Origin of the sequence: Rhizobium sp. J15, from assembly GCF_002531825.1 — a bacterium.
Classification (GTDB): Bacteria; Pseudomonadota; Alphaproteobacteria; order Rhizobiales; family Rhizobiaceae; genus Rhizobium.
In genome coordinates this window covers 1-2,749 of record NZ_NWSX01000093.1, presented here as the reverse complement: position 1 = coordinate 2,749, position 2,749 = coordinate 1, and the positions used below count along the sequence as shown (strand labels likewise).

The 2,749-nt window shown below is 63.1% G+C and carries 3 protein-coding genes and 1 pseudogene; all 4 read right to left on the bottom strand.

Going from position 1 to position 2,749, the window contains the following annotated elements; translation table 11 throughout:
• Positions 1-446 (bottom strand): ABC transporter ATP-binding protein (locus CO670_RS32230; RefSeq protein ID WP_141502468.1); only part of this gene is annotated, 446 nt, incomplete at its 3' end.
• Positions 447-449: 3 nt separating this feature from the next.
• Entirely contained in the window at positions 450-1,388 is a 939-nt protein-coding gene (locus CO670_RS32225) for a carbohydrate ABC transporter permease (RefSeq protein WP_097594056.1), read from the bottom strand.
• A complete protein-coding gene (locus CO670_RS32220) occupies positions 1,385-2,338 on the bottom strand; it encodes a sugar ABC transporter permease (protein ID WP_097594055.1) in 954 nt (317 codons plus the stop codon). The genes CO670_RS32225 and CO670_RS32220 overlap by 4 nt, the downstream gene beginning before the upstream one ends.
• Positions 2,339-2,445: 107 nt before the next feature.
• Positions 2,446-2,749: pseudogene (locus tag CO670_RS32215) on the bottom strand (sugar ABC transporter substrate-binding protein); the annotation flags it as partial.

Genomic DNA, 2,749 nt, shown 5'->3' with positions numbered 1-2,749 from the left:
ACCAGCGCCCGGCCCATGGCGACGCGCTGGCGCTGGCCGCCCGACAGCTGGCTCGGCTTGCGGTCGAGCAGATGGCCGATCTGCAGCACCTTGGCGACCTTGTCGATCGCCTGCTTGCGCTCCTGTGGCGGCACACCGCGCATCTCCATGCCGAAGGCGATGTTGCCCGCCACCGTCATGTTCGGATAGAGCGCATAGGACTGGAACACCATGGCGATGTCGCGCTTGGAAGGATGCAGGCCGTTGACCGGGCGGCCGTCGATCCGGATCTCGCCCGAAGTGATCGTCTCCAGCCCGGCAATGGTGTTGAGCAGGGTCGACTTGCCGCAGCCGGACGGGCCGACCAGCACCAGGAAGCCGCCCTTTTCGAGTTCGAGGTCGATGCCCTTGAGGATGTCGACGGCGCCGAAGCGCTTTCTGAGGCCGGAGATTTCGAGGAAAGCCATGGGTTACCCTTTGACTGCGCCCGCCATCAGGCCACGCACGAAGTAGCGGCCGGCGAGGATATAGACGATGAGCGTCGGAACGGCCGCGATCATCGCCGCCGCCATGTTGACATTGTATTCGACCACCCCGGTCGAGGTGTTGACGACATTGTTGAGCGCCACCGTCATCGGCATGGAATCGCCGGTGCCGGCATAGGCCGAGGCGAACAGGAAGTCGTTCCAGATGTTGGTGAACTGGTAGATGACGGTGACGACGATGATCGGCAGCGAGTTCGGCAGCATGATGCGGCGGAAGATCTGGAAGAAGCTGGCGCCATCGACCTGGGCGGCCCGCACCAACTCGGTCGGAAACGCCTCGTAGAAGTTGCGGAAGAACAGCGTCGTGAAGCCGAGGCCATAGACGACATGGACGAAGACCAGATTGGCGGTCGGATTGCCGAAGCCGAAGGAAAAGCCGGTGGCGTTCTGCAGCGTCATGCCGAAGCGGCCGAGCGAGCCGAGGATGGTCGCCATCGGAAGCAGCACCGACTGGAACGGGATGAAGCAGGCAAACAGCATCAGCCCGAACACCAGCGTATGGCCGGGGAAGCGCCATTTGGTCAGGACATAGCCGTTCAGCGCCCCCATGATGGTGGAGATGGCCACGGCCGGCACCACCATCTTGATCGAGTTCCAGAAGTAGCCCTTGATGCCGGCGCAGGTCAGCCCGACGCAGGTCTCGCCCCAGGCCTTGATCCAGGGATCGAAGGTCGGCGATTGCGGCAGCGCCAGCATGTTGCCGCTCTGGATCTCGTCCATCGTCTTGAACGAGGTCGTGAGCATGACGAAGAGCGGCATCAGATAGAGGACGGCGAAGATCGCCAGCAGGCTATAGATGACGATGCGGCCGATAACGCGTCCTGCATTGCCGGAGGCGGCGGGAGAGGCAGCGGAGATGCTCATCGGGCCTTCTCCTTCAGTTCGGAATAGAGATAGGGCACGATGATCGCCGAGATGGTCATCAGCATGATGATGGCGCTGGCCGAGCCGACGGCCATCTCGTTGCGCTTGAAGGTGTATTCATACATGAAGTTGGACGGCAGCCAGGCCGAGCCGCCTGGCCCGCCCGAGGTCAGCGCCACCACCAGGTCGTAGGACTTGATCGCCATATGGGCGAGCACGATGAAGGCGGACAGGAAGACCGGGCGCAAGAGCGGGATGATGATGCGGCGATAGAGCTGCAGGGTCGAGGCGCCGTCGATCTCGGCCGCCTTCATGATCTCGCCGTCGATGCCGCGCAGACCGGCGAGGAACATCGCCATGACGAAGCCCGACGCCTGCCAGACACCGGCGATGACGACGGTATAGATGACGAAGTCCTTGTTCTTGATCCAGTCGAAGTGGAAGCTCGTCCAGCCGAAGTGATGCAGCGTCTGTTCCAGCCCGAGGCCGGGATCGAGGAACCACTTCCAGGCAACCCCGGTGACGATGAAGGAGAGCGCCATCGGATAGAGGAAGATCGGCCTGAGCAGCCCCTCGCCGCGGATCTTCTGGTCGAGCAGGATGGCAAGCAGCAGGCCCAGCGCCAGACAGATGCCGACATAGAGGAAGCCGAAGATCGCCATGTTGGTGATCGAGGTGTACCAGGAGGACGGCGGGTCGCTCTCGAAGGTCCAGCGCCACAGCCGCTGATAGGCCCGCGCCCCGGTCAGCTGATAGGAGGGGAAGGTCTTGGAATTGGTGAAGGAGAGATAGGCCGTCCAGACGATGAAGCCGTAGACGAAGACGAGGGTGATGACGAAGCTCGGCGCCAGCACGATCTTCGGCAGCGCATCCTGCAGCCGGCCTCTCAGCGAAATCGGCGTCGCTTGCCGGGGTGTCAGAACCGGATCGGTGGTGGCAACTGTGCTCATGGATATCTTCTCCCTTCCCGCAGGATCGGCCCGGCAACAATCGCTGCGGAGCTGACGCTTCCCCGCAAAAGACGGGGAAGCATATTCATCGGCTGGTCTCAGTGGTCTCAGCGGGCGTCGTCGATCGCCTGGACGAGTTGGGTGACGGCTTCGTCGGAGCTCTTGATCTGGCCGTGGACGAACTTCGAGACGACGTCCTTATAGGCATTGGCGATCGCCGGAGGGGCGCCGTAGCCCTGGGCGAGCGAGCCGAACAGCGTGCCGCCCTCGTTGGCGGCCTTCAGGTCGGCGATGCCCTTCTTGCCGCAGGCGTCGAAGTCGGTGTCGGGAACGTCGGTGCGCGCCGGCACCGAACCCTTGACGACGTTGAAGGCCGACTGGAAGCTCTTCGACAGCGTCGCCGTGGCCAGC

Bases quoted from the DNA above. Each gene is read 5' to 3' on its own strand.
- CO670_RS32225 (WP_097594056.1), bottom strand. From the start codon at position 1,388: ATGAGCATCTCCGCTGCCTCTCCCGCCGCCTCCGGCAATGCAGGACGC.
- CO670_RS32220 (WP_097594055.1), bottom strand. From the start codon at position 2,338: ATGAGCACAGTTGCCACCACCGATCCGGTTCTGACACCCCGGCAAGCG.